The organism is Gordonia sp. i37, assembly GCF_002043085.1.
GTDB classification, from domain to species: domain Bacteria; phylum Actinomycetota; class Actinomycetes; order Mycobacteriales; family Mycobacteriaceae; genus Gordonia; species Gordonia polyisoprenivorans.
Window position 1 is genome coordinate 1 of record NZ_MVPX01000267.1, and the last position, 17,780, is coordinate 17,780.

Consider the following 17,780-nt stretch of genomic DNA (forward strand, 5'->3'; position numbering starts at 1 on the left):
CCGCCCCCCACCAACTGGCCTTGCCGTCGACAACGGTCAGCGCCGACGGCGCACCCGCGCCGATGAACGACCACCGCGACCAGCTCCGCCCGTTCTCGGCGGACTCGAGCAAGAAGGTGCCCGCGCGGTCGCCCGCGAGCTTGCGGTAAGCCGACAGCGGTGTCTCCGAATCGGCAAGGACCTTGCGGGTCACCGGCACGACACGATGGTCGGCAGCCAGATCCAGGAACTCGGCCAGACTCGTCGTGGCCGAACCCGCCGCATGGTCGTGGGTGGAGGTGCTCATCGCGGGCGTACTCATCCCAGGGGCTCGCCGCCCACGCCCCACTGGGTGCGCGGGATCTCGTTGATGGTGACCCACACCGAATCCGGGCTCTTGCCGGTGGCTCGCGCGTATGCCTCGGTCACCGCCGCGATGGTCTCGCGCTTCACCCGGTCCGAGAGCCCGGGGGTCTGCGAGATCTGGATCAATGGCATGACTCGTCGCCACCTTTCGTCAAATGAGTGTCCGCCCCGATTCTCCCAGGCACTACCCCGCGCCGGTCGCGTCGGGTTGGGCCAACGGCAACGACGGGGTGTCGAAGCAACTGTGATTGCCGGTGTGACAGGCCGCGCCCACCTGATCGACGATCAACAACACCGTGTCGCCATCGCAGTCGAGCCGGACGTCGTGCACATACTGGGTGTGACCGCTGGTCTCACCCTTCACCCAATACTCCTGACGGGACCGCGAGAAGTAGGTCGCGCGCCGCGTGGCCAGGGTCCGTTCGAGTGCGGTGTCGTCCATCCACGCCACCATCAGCACGGTGCCGGTCTCGCGCTCCTGGGCGACCGCGCTGAACAAGCCGTCGGCATTGTGGGTGAGCCGACTCGCCAACTCTGGATCGAGAGCCATTGCCTCACACCTCCATCGGGGTGTCGCGCGCGTTCCGCACGGGAGTGTCGCGTGCGTTCCGCACGGGAGTGTCGCGTGCGTTCCGCACGGGAGTGTCGCGTGCGTTCCGCACGGTGATCCCGGCGGCCGCCATCGACGCTTTGACCTCACCGATGGTGAGCTGGCCGAAGTGGAACACCGAGGCCGCGAGCACCGCATCGGCGCCCGCCGCGACCGCCGGCGCGAAATGCTCGACCGCCCCCGCGCCACCGCTGGCAATGACCGGCACCTCGACGGCCGCACGGACCGCGGTCAGCATGCGCAGATCGAAGCCCTGCTTGGTGCCGTCGGCGTCCATCGAGTTCAACAGGATCTCCCCGACGCCGAGTTCTTGTCCGCGCCTTGCCCATTCGACAGCGTCGATGCCAGTACCCCGGCGGCCGCCGTGCGTGGTGACCTCCCAGCCCGACGGGGTCGGCTGCTCGCCGTCGGGCACGGTACGCGCATCGACAGACAGCACGATGCACTGCGAACCGAAACGCCTGCTCATCTCCTCGAGCACCTCGGGCCGGGCGATCGCCGCGGTGTTGACGCTGACCTTGTCGGCGCCGGCCCGCAGCATCGTGTCGACATCGGCGACGGTGCGGATGCCGCCACCGACGGTCAGCGGGATGAAGATCTGCTCGGCGGTGCGCCCGACGACCTCGATCATGGTGGCGCGCCCCGAACTCGACGCGGTCACGTCGAGGAACGTCAGCTCGTCGGCACCCTCCGCGTCGTAGCGGGCCGCGAGCTCCACCGGATCACCGGCATCACGCAGATTCGCGAAATTGACGCCCTTGACGACGCGTCCGTTGTCGACGTCGAGGCACGGGATCACACGCACGGCCAAAGTCATCGGTCGGTCTCCTCGGGTCGGGCGGCATCGGCGGACCACTCGTCACCGATCACCTCGTACACAACGTCCATCAGCGCCGAATGAATCCCCGGTGACCCGGCGACCAACGACGGCGAGTCGACGGTCCACCGTTGTCCGGACAGATCGGTGGCCACGCCACCGGCAGCACGAACCAGGGCTGCGCCGGCGGCGTTGTCCCACGGGTGACGACCGAAGGCGATCGAGCCGCCGAAGGTCCCCGACGCCGCATAGGCCATGTCGACTCCGGTGCTACCGGTCATCCGCAGCCGGGCCACCCGCCCGGACAGCGCCCGGATCAGGTCGGCGCGGCGCGCACCGGGATACCGGCCGCCGTGCCCGACGTTGAACGGCCCGAAGCCGATCGCGCACTGCGCCAACGACGTTGCGCCGGAAGGGGTCACCGGCTCGCCGTTGCAGAGCAGTGGTGAGTCGAGGTGCCCGGCGAAACGTTGCCGCGACAACGGCAACCACGTCAGACCCAACACGCTCTCGCCGTCGACGAGCAGCGCGAGCAGGATGCCCGTCAAAGGCACACCGGCCGAATAGTTGTAGGTACCGTCGACCGGATCGAGGACCCACACCACGCCCTCGTCGACGGGCGGACCGCCGAATTCCTCACCGTGCACCCCGATACCGGTCAGCTCGGTCAGCTCGCCGACGATCCGGCGTTCGAGATCGAGATCGACCTGGGTGGCGAAGTCGGTGGCACCCTTGCGGACCGCGCTCGGCGCTCCCAGACCGGCGATGAACTCGTCGCTGACCCCGTCGAGGACTCCCCCGGCCACCTCGAGCAGTCGGGACAGATCCAGGTCGGCGCCCGCGGTCACCGTCGGCCGACCGCCGTCAACGCCTCGGGCAGGGTGAAACGCCCGGCGTAGAGCGCCTTTCCGACGATTGCACCCTCCACGCCCTGCTCCACCAGACCGGCGATCGCGACGAGGTCGTCGAGCGCCGACACCCCACCGGACGCGACGATCGGCGCGTCGGTGGCCGCGGCGACCTCGGCGAGCAGGTCGAGATTCGGCCCCCCCAGCGTGCCGTCCTTGGAAACGTCGGTGACGACGTAGCGGGCGCATCCATCGCCGTTGAGCCGTTCGAGCACCTCCCACAGGTCGCCGCCGTCGGTCACCCAGCCGCGCCCGCGCAACCGGTACGACGAGCCTTCCCGGATGACGTCGAGCCCGACGGCGATTCGGTCGCCGAATCGCTCGATCGCCGTGGCGCACCACTGCGGATTCTCCAGCGTGGCGGTGCCCAGATTCACCCGCGTACAACCGGTGGCCAGTGCGGCCTCGAGCGACTCGTCGTCGCGGATGCCGCCAGACAATTCGACCTTCACGTCGAGTTCGCCGACGACCTCGGCGAGCAGGTCACGATTGTTGCCGCGTCCGAAGGCCGCGTCGAGGTCGACGAGGTGAATCCACTCCGCGCCGTCCTTCTGCCAGGCGAGCGCGGCCTCCCGCGGTGAACCGTAGGAGGTTTCCGTACCGGCGGCGCCCTGGACCAGGCGCACCGCCTGACCATCGGCGACGTCGACGGCCGGAAGCAGTTCGAGGGTTGTTCCCATGGGGTTGCGCGGGTCCTTTCAGGAGGTCGGGGGGTTGCTGCGGTGCTGGGCGCGCAGCGCGCGTTCGGCTTTGCCGATCAAGCGTTTGGAGGTGATGCCGATCGCCGTGATCATCAGCACGATGCTGACCAGCGACGCGACCAGCCCGGCGATCGCATTCCATTTGGCCAACGCCAGCACCACCGGGATGCAGATCACCAGCACGATGACACCCGCGCCGAGGACGAACAGGACGAATCGACCGTAGGAGAAGCGGTACTCCGGATCACCGCCGGCACCCGAGTCGGTCATGAGAGGGCCCCGATCCAGTTGGCGAGCAGGTGCGCCCCGGCGTCACCGGATTTTTCCGGATGGAACTGGGTGGCGCTCAGTGGACCGTTCTCGACGGCGGCGAGGAATTTCCCACCGTAGTCGGCCCAGGTCAACCGGGGTGCGCGGAGTGCGGTGCCGTCGTTGTCCATCTCCCAGGACTGCGCGGCATAGGAGTGCACGAAGTAGAAGCGGGTGTCGGCGTCGAGCCCGGCGAACAGCACCGAATCGTCGGGGGCATCGACGGTGTTCCATCCCATGTGTGGCAGCACCGGCGCGGGCAGCCGGGTGATCGAACCGGGCCATTCACCACACCCGTCGGCTTCCTCCCCGAACTCGACACCGTGATCGAACAGGATCTGCATGCCCACGCAGATCCCGAGGACCGGACGGCCGCCGGCGAGGCGACGCCCGATGATCCGGTCACCCTTCACCGCACGCAGTCCCTCCATACAAGCCGCGAAGGCCCCGACGCCCGGCACGACCAGACCGGTCGCGTTCAGGGCGGTGTCGAAATCGGCCGAGACGGTGACCGCAGCGCCGGCCCGCTCCAGTGCCCGCTGCGCCGACCGCAGATTCCCCGACCCGTAATCGAGGACGACGACGTCGGGCCCGCTCATAGAGCACCCTTGGTCGAGGGCACCCCGGTCACCCGCGGATCGGCCTCGGTGGCCTCGCGCAACGCCCGGGCGACGGCTTTGAACTCCGCCTCGGTGATGTGGTGCTGATCGCGTCCGTAGAGCACCCGAACATGCAGTGCGATACGGGCATTCAGCGCGATCGACTCGAAGATGTGCCGATTGATGATCGTCGAGTACGGGACGCCCGGGTACCCGCCGATGACCGCGGTCAGCAGATGCTCCGGCTCGCCGGTGTGGACGCAGTACGGCCGGCCCGACACGTCGACGACGGCGTGTGCGAGGGTCTCGTCCATCGGGATGTAGCAGTCACCGAAGCGACGGATGCCCTTCTTGTCCCCGAGCGCCTGACCGAGCGCCTGACCGAGGACGATCGCGGTGTCCTCGATGGTGTGGTGGCCCTCGACCTCGACATCACCGGTCGCCTTGACCGTCAGATCGAAGCTGCCGTGCGCACCGAACGCGGTGAGCATGTGATCGAAGAACGCGATGCCGGTGGAGATGTCGGTGCGACCGGTGCCGTCGAGGTCGATCTCGACGGCGATCGACGACTCCTTGGTGGTGCGCTCGACCCTGCCGATGCGGGCCCCGGTTGTGCTCGACTCCTGTGTGGTGCTCACTCAGCCATTCTCCAGATCGGTTGCGGCCAGGCGTCGACTGACCTCGAGGAAGACGTCGTTCTCGGTACGCAGACCGACCGTCACCCGCAGGTATGCGGGAATCCCGACGTCACGGATGAGGACCCCGTCATCGAGGTAGCGCTGCCACGACGCCGGGGCGTCGGCGAACCGTCCGAACAGAATGAAGTTGGCGTCGGAGTCGATCACCTCGAAACCTGACGCGGCGAGCTCGGCGACGACGCGCTTGCGTTCGGCGATGATCGTGGCGACCCCCGCCAGGGTCTCCTCGCCGTGGCGCAGCGCCGCTCGCGCGGACGCCTGGGTCAGCACCGACAGGTGATAGGGCAACCGCACGAGTTGCAGGGCTTCGACGATCGCCGGCGACGCGGCCAGATACCCGAGCCGTCCGCCGGCGAAGGCGAACGCCTTGCTCATCGTGCGGCTCACGACGACCTTCGCCGGGAACTCGTCGATCAATTCGGCCGCACTGGGTTGCTCGGAGAACTCCCCGTACGCCTCGTCGACGATGACGATGCCCGGCGCGGCATCGACGATGGCGCGCAACCCGGCATTCGGGATCGACGCACCCGTCGGGTTGTTGGGCGAGGTGAGGAACACGACGTCGGGGCGGCGCGCGGCGACCTCACCGATGGCGTAATCGACGTCGAGCGAGAAATCGGCGTTGCGTTTGGCCTCCAGCCACGTGGTGGTGGTGCCGTCGGAGATGATCGGATGCATCGAATAACTGGGCACGAACCCCAACGCGGTCCGCCCCGGCCCCCCGAAGGCCTGCAGCAGCTGCTGCAGGATCTCGTTGGAACCATTTGCCGCCCAAAGGTTCTCGACCGACAACCGCACGCCGGTGGCGCGGGTGAGATACTCCGCCAACTCGGTACGCAGCGCGACCGCATCCCGGTCGGGGTATCGATGCAACTCCGCCGCCGCAGCACGGACCGACTCGGTGACGTCGGCGATCAACGCCGCCGACGGCGGATGCGGGTTCTCATTGGTGTTGAGCACCACCGGAACCGTCAACTGCGGTGCACCGTAGGCACTCTTCCCACGAAGGTTGTCCCGCAACGGCAACTCGTCGACCGAGATCGACGCGCCGGGAACACTCGGCCCGCTCGCTGCGCTCCCGGCGCCAGGCACACTCGGCCCGCTCGCTACGCCCTCCGCCGTCACCGCGCACCCTCCATGAAGCGCCGGGTGATCGCATCCCCGTGTGCCGGAAGGTCTTCGGCCTGGGCCAGGGTGACGACCTTGTCGGCGACGTCACGCAACGCGGCCTCGTCGTAGTCGATGACGTGGACGCCCTTGAGGAAGGTCTGTACCGACAACCCCGACGCGAATCGCGCCGAACCCGAGGTCGGCAGAACATGATTGGAACCCGCGCAGTAGTCACCGAGGCTGACCGGCGCGTAGTTACCGACGAAGATCGCGCCCGCGTTGTGCACCCGGTCGGCCACCGCGGCCGCGTCGCGCGTCTGGATCTCGAGATGCTCGGCAGCGTAGGCGTCGACCACCGCCAGACCGGCGTCGAGATCGTCGACGAGCACGACACCGGATTGCTTGCCGGCCAAGGCGGTTGCCACTCGTTCGCGGTGTTTGGTCTGCGCCACCTGGCCGTCGAGGGCCGCGTCGACGGCATCGGCGAGTTCGACGCTGTCGGTGACGAGTACCGAGGCGGCCAGGACATCGTGCTCGGCCTGGGAGATCAAGTCTGCGGCAACGAGTTCGGGCACTGCGGTCTCGTCGGCGAGAATCGCGATCTCGGTCGGCCCGGCCTCCGAATCGATCCCGACGACCCCGCGGCACAACCGCTTGGCCGCGGTCACGTAGATGTTGCCCGGCCCGGTGATGAGGTCCACCGGATCGAGGACGGCGCCGGGCGCATCGGCGGCATCGGTGTCGGTTCCGCCGTAGGTCAACAAGGCAATGCCCTGCGCTCCGCCGACCGCCCACACCTCGTCGACCCCGAGCAACGCGCACGCGGCCAGAATCGTCGGATGCGGCCATCCACCGAAGTCCTTCTGCGGCGGCGAGGCCACCACCAGCGACCCCACGCCTGCCTCCTGCGCCGGAACGACGTTCATGATCACCGACGAGGGATACACGGCATTGCCGCCGGGCACATACAATCCGACGCGCCGCACCGGAATCCACTTCTCGCTGACCACACCACCGTCGACGACCTGCGTCCGCGAGGTCTGTCTGCGCTGATCGGCGTGCACAGCCCGCGCGCGGGTGATCGACTCGCGCAACGCGTCGGCGACCGCCGGATCCAACGCCGCGAGTGCGTCACCGATCACCGACGACGGCACCCGCACCGACGCGGGCCGTACACCGTCGAAGCGTTCCCCGTAGTCCAGCGCCGCAGCCGTGCCGCGCTCGGCGACGGCATGAACCACCGGCCCCACCGTGTCGAGAACGGCGTTGACGTCGGTGCCCCCGCGGGGCAACGCACGACGCAGTTCAGCAAGCGTCGGGGTGCTACCGCGCAGGTCGGTTCGGGCGAGCATGGATCTCTCCTGGCATGACTGGAGGAAATGACCCATCCAGGATACGGGCACGAGGCGAGCGGATTTCACCTGCACCTCATGGGAGCGAGCAGCGCAAACCTTGCGGATGCAAGGACTCGGATTCATTACGCACCTCTAACGAAATCGCACCATAGGTAACTCTGACCCCATCCGTCACAGATATGCTCACAGCGACCTCACAGATATGCGTCGGGAGCCACACGAACCGAACGGAGCACGTGGATGACAACTCGACGACCTGGTCTGAGACGACCCGAACCCCATGGCGCCGGACCCACCGCCTCCTCGTGGGCCCGCCGCATCGGGATGATCGCGGCGATGCTGCTGCTGGCCGCGACCGTCGGTGCGCAGGTGCCGGCTCGCGCGCAGGCGGCACACCTCGTCGCCGTCCACGACCTCTCCCCGACCGAGTCGGTGCTCGAGGTGTACTCGTCGGCGATGGGCAAGGTGATCACCAGTCAGGTCCTGCACCCGCCGGGTCGACCTGCGGGACCGGCCGTCTACATGCTGCCGGGACTCGGCGGCGGCGAGGACGGGATCTCCTGGATCAACAACGGTGGCGCCCGTGCCTTCTTCGCAGGCAAGACCGTGACGGCCGTCTTCCCGGTCGGAGGTCGCGCGTCGATGTTCACCGACTGGCAGCGCGACGATCCGATCCTGGGCCGCAACAAGTGGCGAACCTTCCTGACACGGGAACTCCCCCCGATCGTCAACGGCGCCTTCCACACCAACGGGGTCAACGCGATCACCGGGGTGTCGATGTCGGGAGGTCCGGCCCTGGCGATCGCCGAATCGGCTCCGGGCCTGTATCGCGCGGTCGCGTCCTACAGCGGATGTCCCGGTACCACCGACCTGCTCGGTGTCGGCGCGGTAACCGCCGTGGTCACCCGCGGCGGCGGCAACATGCTCAACATGTGGGGACCGCCGGGCGGACCGGACTGGGTGGCCAATGACCCGATCGTCAATGCGGGCAAGCTGCGTGGCACGGCGGTGTTCCTGTCGGCGGCCACCGGTATGCCCGGCCCGATCGACGGTGGCCCGGCCGAGACCCTCGGCGGACTCGCCGGCGGCGGTCAGATCGAGGCGTACACACGAGTGTGCACTGCAGCCATGTCGAATCGGTTGACCGCCTTGGGGATTGCGCACACATTCTCGGCACGCCCACTGGGATCGCACTCCTGGGGCGTGTTCGCCGCGGACCTGCGCGCCTCGTGGCCGGTGATCGGGCGCGCGATCGGGGCGTGAGCGCCGTGCTCGCCAGACCTCGTCGAAACATCTACCGATCCGCGGCATTCCTTGGGCGAGTGATTCCTGTGTTGTTCGGAATTCCGGAAGGAAATCACGACAATGCCATTCGGCAGCGGCGGGTGGCGTCGTCGATCTCGGCGATGCGGACCGAGAACCTCTTTACGAGATGTGATTACGTGGAGGGTCATGAACGTGACCCACATTTCGGGCCGACATTCATCTGACACATCTGCAGCGGTGGCCGCCGGCGCGCTGGCGGCACTGGTGTCCTTCGTCGGTTCCTGGATTCCGCAATTCTGGTACGACGAGATGGCCACGCTCGGCGCGGCGCGGCGCACGCCCGCACAATTGATGCGGCTCCTCGGCAATGTCGACGCTGTCCACGGCGCCTACTACTGGTTCATGGACGGGTGGTTGCGCCTCGTCCCGGACACCGAGTTGTGGACCCGTCTACCCGGCGTGGTGGCCATCGGACTCGCCGGCGCAGGCATCAATGTGCTCGCCCGGAGGCTGACGGGGCCGACCACGGCACTCGTCGCCGCGGTGTTCTTCGCATTCCTGCCGAGTACCGTTCAGACCGCGACGGAAGCCCGCCCGTATGCCTTCACCGTTGCCGCCGCGGTCTGGGCCACCCTCGCGTTGGTCACGCTGGTGCGCGCGATCCTCGACGGTCGGCGCTGGTGGCCCGCAGCACTGACCTATGGTGTGCTGCTGGTGACGAGCATGGCCTTCTCGATCCTGAGCGCCCCGCTGTTGGCCGCTCACGCGCTCAGTGTGCTGATCTCGCGATCGACTCGTCGCGCGATCCCCATCGTGCTGGCGTGCATGGTTGCCGCGGTGATCGTCGTCTCCCCACTCGTGCTCGCGGTCGCCGACCAATCCGGCCAGGTCGCCTGGATCGGCGGTTACCACTACAACCCGGTGCTTCGCGTCAACGACATCGCTTTCCCCAACGCACCGCAATTGACGTTGTTGGCCCTCGTCGTGGGGGTGTGCACGCTCGTCGGTATCGTCCGTGCACGTGCGGACCGGGGTTCCGTTGCGACGCAGCCACCACCGCCCGGCCTGACGCTGCCGGTGATTGCGTGGCCGTGGCTGATCGTGCCACCGATTCTCTTGGGCCTGTATTCCCTGATCAGCCCGTCGTTCGTGACGCGGTACCTGTGGTTCGTCGCGCCCGCGGTGGCACTGCTACTCGCGGCGGGCGTGATTCGCCTCGCAGACAACCGAATCCGGGCCGGGGTGCCGATGGTGGCCGTCTGGACGGCGGCCTTCGTCGTTCTGGCCCTACCGACCGTCGTCTACCTGCACACACCGCTGACGAAGCCGTACGGCATCGACTATCGTTCGGCCACACAGTATCTCGCCGAACACGTTACGAACGAGGACTGCCTCGTCGAGGGCGATGTCGCGCACGCCGACGGCACGTCCCGCTACATCGCCGAGGGCTATCCGCAGGGATTCGTGCGCGGGCGAGACATCATGCTCGACGTCACTGCCGGGTCGTCCCTCGATCGCGGGGCACTCTGGGACCGGTCACTGCCCACCGACACGACCGGTCAGCGGGCGCGGGGTTGCCCACGGGTATGGGTGCTCACCGATCGGGAGAACGCGTCGGTTCCGTCGGATAGTCTGCGTGCGAACGGATTTCGCGAGTCGGGCAGGTTCTCCGGGAAGGACCTCCAGGTGATCGCATTCGTCCCGACCCGGTGACCCCGCGGTGTCAGGTGAAGGCCTTCAGGTCGGGATAATTGGTGATCTCCCAGCCGCCGTCGACGACGAGGCTGGTGCCGTTGATGTAGCTCGCCTGTTCGCCGGCCAGAAAGAGACAGGCGTCGGCGATCTCCTCGGGTGTGCCCGCCCGGTTCATCACGATCCGATTCAGATAGTCCGTGGCCACCGATTCGATACCGAGGAACGGTGCGGTCATCGGCGTATCGACGAGTCCCGGCAGGACGGCGTTGACGCGGATTCCGTCGGCTCCGAGTTCCAGCGCCGCGTTCTTGGTGAAACTCTCGACGCCCGCCTTGGCTGCCGCGTACGAGCTGCCTCCATATAGCGGTACATGGGCATTGAGCGACGACACATTGACGATGGCGCCGCCGCGGCCACCGTCGCGAATCGCTCGTGCAGCATGTCGAGTGACCAGATAGGTGCCCTTGAGCACGACATCGATCGTGGCGTCCCCGTCCGACGTCGGCCCGTCCACGGTGGTGCCGATCCGCGCGATGCCGGCGACGTTGAATGCGACGTCGAGTTGGCCGAACCGCTCGACGGCGAGTGCGACAGCACCGGCGACGTCGTCCTCCTGTGCCACGTTGCCGGCCACCCCGACGACGGTGTCCCCGAGGCCCTTCGCCACCGACGCGACGCCGTCGGCGTTGAGATCCAGCAGAGCCACGGAGGCTCCCTCGTCGACGAGTTTTCGGCCGACCGCAGCGCCGATACCCGAAGCTCCGCCGGTGACCAGCGCGACCTTGCCCTCGAACCGCGACATGGTTGTCCTCCTCAGTCAGGTGTGTACACCACGGATGTGATGCTCCCCACACCGTAGGGAGCATCATGCGCGTTGGACATTCCCCGACAGGGGCAGCACAAATAGCACTTTCGTGGAATAGGAACACACTCGACGCATCAGAGCACCGTCGACGCAGTCACCACGGGTTCGGCCGGGGGTTCGCACACCGATCGGCGCGAGGGGTCCCGAGGCTCGTCGTTCGCCCCGATGGTCGAGGCGCTCGGCGCCCCAGTCGCCGGTTGGCTTCAGGTGATGATGTCGAGCCCGAGATCGAGCACGGTCACCGAGTGGGTGAGCGCTCCCACGGCGAGATAGTCGACGCCGGTGCGGGCGTATTCGGCAGCGACGTCGAGCGACAGGCCGCCGGAACTCTCCAGCTTGGTCTGCGGGGACCGAGAATTGCGGCGCTGCACCGCGATCTGGGTGGCCCAGGGCTCGAAGTTGTCCAGGAGTACCAGTTGCGGCGACAATTCGAGGACCTCGTCGAACTGTTCGAGCGAATCGACCTCGACCTCCACCGGCAGCTCCGGCGCGGCCGCGCGCACGGCCTCCAGCGCGGCGCGGACCGACCCGGCCGCGGCCACATGGTTGTCCTTGATCAGTGCGGCGTCACCCAGGCCCATCCGATGGTTGACACCGCCGCCGGCGCGGACGGCGTACTTCTGCAGAGACCGCATGCCGGGCAAGGTCTTCCGGGAATCCCTGATCTTGACGTCGGTACCGGCGACCGCGTCGACCCACGCCGCAGTCGCGGTGGCGATCCCCGACAGGTGACACAGCAGATTCAGACATGTGCGCTCGGCGGTGAGCAGAGACGCGGTCGGTGCATGTACCGCGAGGACCGTGTCGCCGGGTGCCACTCGCGTGCCGTCGGGCACAACCTCGGTCACCGTGTACGCCCCTACACCGATGACCTCGTCGAACACCGCCTGCGCCACCGGGATTCCGGCGACGACGCCGTGTTGGCGGGACACGATCGCGGCGTCGGTGCTCGCGTCCGGCGCCACGGTGGCCGCGGTGGTCACGTCGGGTCCGTAGCGCAGGTCCTCGTCGAGTGCGGTGCGGATGAGTGCGCGGATCTCGTCGGTGATCTCGAGTTCGTCTCGGCCCGTGGCCGTTTCCTGCCCGACGAACGTGGCACTCATCGCGTCACTCCCCCGAGCCCGGATTGCCGATCGCGATCATCCGCTCGACGCTGCGACGTGCACGCTCGGCGACGTCGTCGGCGACGAACACCTCGTCGCGGCCCTCCCGCAACGCACGCAGTAGCGCAGCCGGGGTGATCATCTTCATGTACGGGCACGAAGCGCGATCGTTGACGGCCTGGAAGTCGATGCCGGGGGCGGCCTTTCGCAGCTGGTGCAACATGCCGATCTCGGTGGCGACGAGGACCTGCTTGGCACCGGTGGCGCGGGCGGCGTCGATCACCCCGCCGGTGGAGAGGATCTTGACCCGGTCGTCGGGAACCGCACCCTCACCGGCGAGATACAACGCCGATGTGGCGCAACCACATTCGGGGTGGATGAACAGGTCGGCGTCGGGGTGGGCGTTGGCCTGCGCGGTCAGCTCATCGCCGTTGATCCCGGCGTGCACGTGGCATTCGCCGGCCCAGATGTGGATGTTGTCGCGGCCGGTCTCACGCTTGACGTGTGCCCCGAGGAACTGATCGGGCAGGAAGAGCACATCACGCTCGGGATCGATCGAGGCGACCACGTCGACGGCGTTCGACGAGGTGCAGCAGATGTCGGTGAGGCCTTTGACCTCGGCGGTGGTGTTCACGTAGGAGACCACGACGGCGTCGGGGAACTCTTCCTTCCAGGCGCGCAGGTCGTCGGCGGTGATCGAGTCGGCCAGCGAACAGCCGGCGCGGGCGTCGGGAATGAGCACACGCTTGTCGGGGCTCAGGATCTTCGCGGTCTCGGCCATGAAATGCACACCGCAGAAGACGATTTCGTCGGAGTCGACCTCCGCGGCGATGCGCGACAGGGCCAGCGAGTCGCCGACGTGGTCGGCGACGTCCTGGATGGCCGGCAGCTCATAATTGTGGGCGAGCAGCGTGGCATTTCGGGCACGTGCGAGGCGTCGGATCTCCTCGGCCCACTCCGCGGTCGGTTCGACACCGGTGTATCCCCCCGGACCGTCCACCCACCGGGCGTCGATCAGTGCCGGCGTGGTGTCGCCGACGGCGATGCGGTCGCTGGTGATGCTCATCTGCCACTCCGTCCTTCATGCCGCTCGGGCATTGCTGCTCGCGGCACGGGCTGTGCTCCGAGACCGGTTTTCGACTACTGATCGAAAACCTGGTGATCATCGTAACACCGGCCCGTGCGCGGACATTCCGGCGCACACGAGTAGTTCCAAGCGCATTCCAAGTAGTCCACTACGCGTTTGCCGGAGACTCGTCGAACGTAGCGTCGGTACTGCGTCGCCGCACATCCCCTCACCTGCATGTTCACAGGAGGCCTGACCACCATGACCGCAAGCCTGACCCCCGCCGGAGAATCCCGGGCCCCGATCGTCCCCATCGCCGCACCGCGCCCGGTGATGCCGGTGCGGCGGGCGTACTCCACACCTCTGCAGGCGGTTCGCCGCCGTCAGGAGGCGCTCGAACGTCTCGCCGCGCGTCGTATCGTCCCCCCGATGCCACAACCGGAGGCGTTGCGCCCTGTCCTCGTGCCCGAGGCGGCGCACACACCGCAGTATCCCGCGGTCCCGCTGACGTGCCGCGAGGTCGAGGTGTTGCGTACCTGGCTGCTCGTGGACTCCAAGTCGGAGGCGGCGACGGATCTGAACATCTCGGTGGGCACCGTCAACACCCACCTGGCCAGGATTCGCAGCAAGTACGCCCAGGCGGGACGCACCGCACGCACCAAGGCATCGCTGGTGGCCCGCGCCATCCAGGACGGGCTGGTCGTGCTCGACGAGCTCTGAGGCGACCGCCGGACGAGCGCACAGCCGTCAGAGTTCACACTCGTGAATTCACATGGGCGGCTTGAGGGTGGCGAACTCGTCGGTGACTCGAAGTTCGTTGTCGGCGAAGGCATACAACGCCGGTGGCCGTCCCCCCGACCGGCCCGTCCGGCCCAACGTGCCGGTGGCGACGACGACACCCCGGCGACTGAGGATCCGCAGGAGATTGGTGGTGTCGACCCGGTAGCCGAGAGCGGCGCCGTAGATCTCGGAGAGCTCCGACATCGGGAACCTGCTCGGCGCCAACGCGAAAGCGATGTTGGTGTAGGAGAGCTTCGCGGCCAACCGATGGCGGGCCTTGGTGATGACAGAGCCGTGGTCGAAGGCCAGTTCGGGCAACGCGTCGACACGGTGCCAGTCGGCGCGATCCGGAGAGGTGGTGCGCGCATCGCTGGGAACGAGTCCGAGGTAGGTCGACGCGATGGTGCGGATACCCGGCACGCGATGCGGCGCGGAGAACACCGAAAGCTGTTCGAGGTGCGCGAGAGTGTCGATGTCGACCATGTCGGCGACGACCAGCCGCGCGCAGGTTTCCAGGGTGTCCTCGGCGCCGACCCGCCCGCCGGGGAGACACCAGGTCGATCCCTCGCCGCGGGCCAGGAGCACACAGAGTTCCGGGGCGGTGCGGTCGATGTCGCGGACCTGGAACACCGCGGTCAGGACCTCAACACGCAAGGGCGAGACGGACGCCTCGTCGGACTCCTCGGCGCGCGCGGATGATGGCATGGGGTCGATTGTAGGGGTGCGTAGCAGTGACGACGGGCGCCGTCGACGTGGTGACGGGCGCCGTCGGCGTAGAGACGGGCGCTGTCGGCGTCGGGACGGGCGCCGTCGGCGACTACGCGGGCGGGGCGGGCTGCGCGGGAACCGGTTGCGGCTCCGGGGTTTCGGGCGCCACGTCGCCGACGCCGAGATCTCCGTGGCGATTCGCCAGAGCGAACACGAGGTAGACGACCGTGGCCGCGAGCGGCGCACAGATCGCCAATGCCCATGGACCACTGGGGGTTCCGCGGGTGGCGCCGTCGAGCCACAGTTGCGGGACGGCGCGGAAGAGGGCGCCCACCGCGACCGAGTCGGGGTCGGTGAAGCGACGCGCTGCGATCAGCGTCCCGGCCCATCCGGCGATGCCCGACCCGAGCACCGTGGTGAGGAAGACGGTCGCGTACCCGGGCAGCCCGCGCCAGCCCGGGGCCACCAGCCACCCGAGCACACCGCCCAGCGCGCCGTACCCGAGCATGACGAAGGCGAATGCCGAGACACCGGCGATGCTGTCAATCGGATACACCTGATGCGCGCCCTTCAGCGCGCTCATCGACGGGGTGATCACAGCCCACAGACCACCGGCGACCACCCCGAGCACTCCGATCACCACTGCGCACGCCGCCAGCGTCGCCGGGGTGCGGTGCGCGAGGTGCCTGCGGGGTCCGGCGGACACCGTCCCCGGCGCGGTCATCGGTGACCCAGGGCGGAGGAGTCGACGCGGCCGTGCCGCGAGCATCGCGCATCCCATCCGTCCGGGCGGACCTGCACGATCATGCGCCGCCCGCACTGCCCGCAGAATCGGGGCGGCTCGAGGCCGAGCCGGGCCGCGGGCGGTATCGCGTCGGCCGACTCGATCTCCACCTCGATCCCGGTGTACACGCCGTACCGGCACGGCTGATCCAGCGGGCCCGGGATCGGCACCGCACCGGAGGTCAGGCTTGTTGTCATCGCACCACTCACGCTGGCGAGCCTAGTCACGTTCGTCCTCGGTGTGGATCAGATGCTGTCGTTGAGCGCCTTGATGGGCATCGACAGGTCCTGCAGGAGATCGAGGTCGTCCTCGGCAGGGCGACCCAACGTGGTCAGGTAGTTGCCGACGATGACGGCGTTGATGCCGCCGAGGATGCCCTGCTTGGCCCCGAGATCGCCGAGGGTGATCTCCCGGCCGCCGGCGAACCGCAGAATCGTGCGCGGCAGGGCCAACCGGAACGCGGCGACGGCCTTGAGCGCTTCGGCTGCGGGGAGCACGTCGAGATCGCCGAACGGGGTGCCCGGACGCGGATTCAGGAAGTTCAGCGGCACCTCGTCGGGCTCGAGCGAGGCTAGGTCGGCGGCGAACTCGGCGCGCTGCTCGAGGGACTCCCCCATGCCGAGGATGCCGCCGCAGCAGACCTCCATGCCCGCGTCGCGGACCATGCGCAGCGTGTCCCAACGCTCTTCCCAGGTGTGGGTGGTGACCACGTTCGGGAAGTGACTGCGGGCGGTCTCCAGGTTGTGGTTGTAGCGGTGGACGCCCATGTCCTTGAGCTGGTCGACCTGTTCCTGGGTGAGCATGCCCAGGCTGCAGGCGATCTGGATGTCGACCTCGTTGCGGATCGCCTCGATCCCGGCGGACACCTGCGAGAGCAGGCGCTTGTCGGGGCCGCGGACCGCCGCGACGATGCAGAATTCGGTGGCACCGGTCTTGGCCGTCTGCTTGGCGGCCTCGACCAGCGACGGGATGTCGATCCAGGCGCTGCGCACCGGAGACGCGAAAAGGCCCGACTGCGAACAGAAGTGGCAGTCCTCGGGGCACCCGCCGGTCTTGAGCGAGATGATGCCCTCGACCTCCACCTCGGGTCCGCACCACCGCATGCGGACGTCGTGGGCCAGTTGCAGCAGCTCGGTGAGCCGGTCGTCGCCGAGTCGGAGCACGGTGAGCACCTGATCGCGGGTCAGCGCTTCACCGCGTTCGAGGACCTGGGCGCGGGCGACGGCGAGGATGTCGTCGGTGTCGGTCCCGGCCGCGACGTCGGACTGTACGGTGGCCTGGGTCATGGGTGAACTCCTTGATGTGAGGGCACGGATGGTGGTGCGGGTACGGACTGAGGTGACGGCGCCGGCGTTGCAGGGGTGAGGCTCTCGATCCAGCCGGGGTCGAACCAGCCGGGTGCGGACTCGGTGAAGTCGGCCCGGCTACGGCCGCCGGCACCGGCGGGTAGCACCCCGACCACCGGCACCCGGGTCAGCCGGGGCAGATCCTCGCGATTGCAGCGCATCGCGAGATCGGGTGTGCGCGGCCACGATCCGAGAACGAGCCCGGCCGGCCGCAGCCCCGCTGACCTAATGGCCCGAACCGTCAGTTCGGTGTGATTGAGGGTGCCGAGTGCGGGGTCGACGACGACGAGCACGTCGGCGACGAGTGCGGCGGCCACGTCGAGGATCGTGTGTTCGGGAGCCAACCGGACCAGCACCCCGCCGGCCCCCTCGACCAGCGTCATCTGATGCGCCGCAACAAATCCGGCGATCTGACGGCCCATCGTGCCGGGGTCGGCCTGCGGCGCCCCGGCATGTCGGGCCGCGGTCTCGGGGGCGAGTGGGTCGGCGAACCGCACGCACTCGTGGGTCGGCAGCGCTCCGGCAAGGGCAGTGACGGTGGCGAGATCACCGGGCTCGTCGGGTTCGACGCCGGTCTGGGCGGGCTTGCACACCGCGACATCGACACCGCGGGCCGCCAGCGTCGCGGCGAGCGCTGCGGTGACGACGGTCTTACCCACGTCGGTCGAGGTGCCGGTGATCACCAGGCAACGATCCGCAAGGCCATGTGAACCCG

The 17,780-nt window shown here is 68.2% G+C and carries 21 protein-coding genes and 1 pseudogene; 3 read left to right on the top strand and 19 right to left on the bottom strand.

Annotated features, from left to right (window positions below):
* The 11 genes and pseudogenes from B1964_RS13010 to hisD form a co-directional block, all read right to left on the bottom strand.
* Window positions 1–301, bottom strand: a pseudogene (locus tag B1964_RS13010) (anthranilate synthase component I); the annotation flags it as partial.
* The gene (locus B1964_RS13015; protein WP_006371433.1) at window positions 298–477 is read right to left on the bottom strand and encodes a 4-oxalocrotonate tautomerase family protein; all 180 of its coding nucleotides are present in this window, start codon (window positions 475–477) and stop codon (window positions 298–300) included. The pseudogene B1964_RS13010 and the gene B1964_RS13015, both read right to left, overlap by 4 nt.
* A gap of 52 nt (window positions 478–529) precedes the next feature.
* A complete protein-coding gene (hisI, locus tag B1964_RS13020; RefSeq protein ID WP_006371434.1) occupies window positions 530–895 on the bottom strand; it encodes a phosphoribosyl-AMP cyclohydrolase in 366 nt (121 codons plus the stop codon).
* Between the two features lie 4 nt (window positions 896–899).
* Window positions 900–1,772: an imidazole glycerol phosphate synthase subunit HisF gene (gene hisF / locus B1964_RS13025; protein ID WP_006371435.1), complete on the bottom strand. Its 873-nt coding sequence runs from the start codon at window positions 1,770–1,772 to the stop codon at window positions 900–902.
* The gene (locus B1964_RS13030) at window positions 1,769–2,620 is read right to left on the bottom strand and encodes an inositol monophosphatase (protein ID WP_006371436.1); all 852 of its coding nucleotides are present in this window, start codon (window positions 2,618–2,620) and stop codon (window positions 1,769–1,771) included. The genes hisF and B1964_RS13030 overlap by 4 nt, the downstream gene beginning before the upstream one ends.
* A complete protein-coding gene (gene priA / locus B1964_RS13035) occupies window positions 2,617–3,360 on the bottom strand; it encodes a bifunctional 1-(5-phosphoribosyl)-5-((5-phosphoribosylamino)methylideneamino)imidazole-4-carboxamide isomerase/phosphoribosylanthranilate isomerase PriA (RefSeq protein WP_079930055.1) in 744 nt (247 codons plus the stop codon). The genes B1964_RS13030 and priA overlap by 4 nt, the downstream gene beginning before the upstream one ends.
* 18 nt (window positions 3,361–3,378) lie before the next feature.
* The gene (locus B1964_RS13040; RefSeq protein ID WP_006371438.1) at window positions 3,379–3,651 is read right to left on the bottom strand and encodes a hypothetical protein; all 273 of its coding nucleotides are present in this window, start codon (window positions 3,649–3,651) and stop codon (window positions 3,379–3,381) included.
* Window positions 3,648–4,289: an imidazole glycerol phosphate synthase subunit HisH gene (hisH, locus tag B1964_RS13045; protein ID WP_006371439.1), complete on the bottom strand. Its 642-nt coding sequence runs from the start codon at window positions 4,287–4,289 to the stop codon at window positions 3,648–3,650. The genes B1964_RS13040 and hisH overlap by 4 nt, the downstream gene beginning before the upstream one ends.
* On the bottom strand, window positions 4,286–4,927 hold the full coding sequence (gene hisB / locus B1964_RS13050) for an imidazoleglycerol-phosphate dehydratase HisB (protein WP_079930056.1): 642 nt from the start codon (window positions 4,925–4,927) through the stop codon (window positions 4,286–4,288). Before hisB ends, hisH begins: the two co-directional genes overlap by 4 nt.
* A complete protein-coding gene (locus B1964_RS13055) occupies window positions 4,928–6,079 on the bottom strand; it encodes a histidinol-phosphate transaminase (protein ID WP_079930057.1) in 1,152 nt (383 codons plus the stop codon).
* Between the two features lie 29 nt (window positions 6,080–6,108).
* Window positions 6,109–7,449 (bottom strand): histidinol dehydrogenase, encoded by a 1,341-nt coding sequence (gene hisD / locus B1964_RS13060; RefSeq protein ID WP_079930058.1) that lies wholly within the window; start codon window positions 7,447–7,449, stop codon window positions 6,109–6,111.
* A gap of 243 nt (window positions 7,450–7,692) precedes the next feature.
* Here hisD and B1964_RS13065 point away from each other — a divergent pair, with 243 nt between their 5' ends.
* Window positions 7,693–8,715 (top strand): alpha/beta hydrolase family protein, encoded by a 1,023-nt coding sequence (locus tag B1964_RS13065; RefSeq protein WP_079930059.1) that lies wholly within the window; start codon window positions 7,693–7,695, stop codon window positions 8,713–8,715.
* Window positions 8,716–8,904: 189 nt separating this feature from the next.
* The gene (locus B1964_RS13070; protein ID WP_253193985.1) at window positions 8,905–10,431 is read left to right on the top strand and encodes a glycosyltransferase family 39 protein; all 1,527 of its coding nucleotides are present in this window, start codon (window positions 8,905–8,907) and stop codon (window positions 10,429–10,431) included.
* 10 nt (window positions 10,432–10,441) lie between these two features.
* Here B1964_RS13070 and B1964_RS13075 read toward each other — a convergent pair whose 3' ends face one another.
* The 3 genes from B1964_RS13075 to nadA form a co-directional block, all read right to left on the bottom strand.
* Complete coding sequence (locus B1964_RS13075) at window positions 10,442–11,215, bottom strand: SDR family NAD(P)-dependent oxidoreductase (protein WP_079930061.1); 774 nt, start codon at window positions 11,213–11,215, stop codon at window positions 10,442–10,444.
* 266 nt (window positions 11,216–11,481) lie between these two features.
* Window positions 11,482–12,381 (bottom strand): carboxylating nicotinate-nucleotide diphosphorylase, encoded by a 900-nt coding sequence (gene nadC, locus B1964_RS13080; RefSeq protein WP_079930062.1) that lies wholly within the window; start codon window positions 12,379–12,381, stop codon window positions 11,482–11,484.
* A gap of 4 nt (window positions 12,382–12,385) precedes the next feature.
* Complete coding sequence (nadA, locus tag B1964_RS13085) at window positions 12,386–13,447, bottom strand: quinolinate synthase NadA (protein ID WP_079930063.1); 1,062 nt, start codon at window positions 13,445–13,447, stop codon at window positions 12,386–12,388.
* Window positions 13,448–13,708: 261 nt separating this feature from the next.
* On the opposite strand from nadA, the gene B1964_RS13090 reads away from it, so the two are divergent.
* Complete coding sequence (locus tag B1964_RS13090) at window positions 13,709–14,167, top strand: LuxR C-terminal-related transcriptional regulator (protein WP_079930085.1); 459 nt, start codon at window positions 13,709–13,711, stop codon at window positions 14,165–14,167.
* 48 nt (window positions 14,168–14,215) lie between these two features.
* Here the strand turns inward: B1964_RS13090 and B1964_RS13095 are convergent, their stop codons facing one another.
* The 5 genes from B1964_RS13095 to bioD all read right to left on the bottom strand — a co-directional run bounded on the left by B1964_RS13095 (window position 14,216) and on the right by bioD (window position 17,748).
* Complete coding sequence (locus B1964_RS13095) at window positions 14,216–14,932, bottom strand: NUDIX hydrolase (protein WP_079930064.1); 717 nt, start codon at window positions 14,930–14,932, stop codon at window positions 14,216–14,218.
* 112 nt (window positions 14,933–15,044) lie between these two features.
* Window positions 15,045–15,659, bottom strand: coding sequence for a DUF2567 domain-containing protein (locus tag B1964_RS13100; protein ID WP_079930065.1), 615 nt, complete (start codon window positions 15,657–15,659; stop codon window positions 15,045–15,047).
* Entirely contained in the window at window positions 15,656–15,916 is a 261-nt protein-coding gene (locus tag B1964_RS13105; RefSeq protein WP_079930087.1) for a hypothetical protein, read from the bottom strand. The genes B1964_RS13100 and B1964_RS13105 overlap by 4 nt, the downstream gene beginning before the upstream one ends.
* Window positions 15,917–15,964: 48 nt before the next feature.
* Window positions 15,965–17,005, bottom strand: coding sequence for a biotin synthase BioB (gene bioB / locus B1964_RS13110; protein WP_079930070.1), 1,041 nt, complete (start codon window positions 17,003–17,005; stop codon window positions 15,965–15,967).
* Entirely contained in the window at window positions 17,002–17,748 is a 747-nt protein-coding gene (gene bioD, locus B1964_RS13115) for a dethiobiotin synthase (RefSeq protein ID WP_079930071.1), read from the bottom strand. The genes bioB and bioD overlap by 4 nt, the downstream gene beginning before the upstream one ends.
* Between the last annotated feature and the right edge of the window lie 32 nt (window positions 17,749–17,780).